Here is a 456-nt window from a genome sequence, read left to right on the forward strand (position 1 = left end):
TGAGGATGGCAATGATGCCAACCGGCTGCGCTCCGATCCGATCTTCAAGATGGCCCAGGATGCACCCCCTTCGGGTCGGGATCTGGCGTCGCAATCGACGATGTGTCGGCTGGAGAACCTGCCCGATGTGCGCTCGCTGCTCGCCATGGGCCGGGCGATGGTCGACCTCTACTGCACCTCCTTCCGGCAGGTTCCGAAGCGGATCGTGCTCGACATTGACGACACCTTTGACGCCGTGCACGGCAGCCAGCAGCTTCGCCTGTTCAATGCCCATCACGACGAGTACGGCTTCCAGCCGATCGTGGTGTTCGATGGCGACGGCCGGTTCGTCGGTGCGGTCCTGCGACCGGCGAGGCGGCCAAGTGGGGCAGAAATCCGCCCCCACCTGCGCCGCCTGGTGCGGGCGATCCGGAGCAACTGGCCCAACACCCGGATCCTGATCCGCGCCGACAGCCA

At 65.8% G+C, this 456-nt stretch carries 1 protein-coding gene; it reads left to right on the forward strand.

Translation table 11 applies throughout. The annotated features are described in order from the left end of the window. Positions 1-456: transposase (locus tag ACWGTO_RS33860; RefSeq protein ID WP_454579002.1), on the forward strand; the 456-nt coding region annotated here is incomplete at both ends.

The organism is Mesorhizobium sp. PL10 (genome assembly GCF_053714315.1).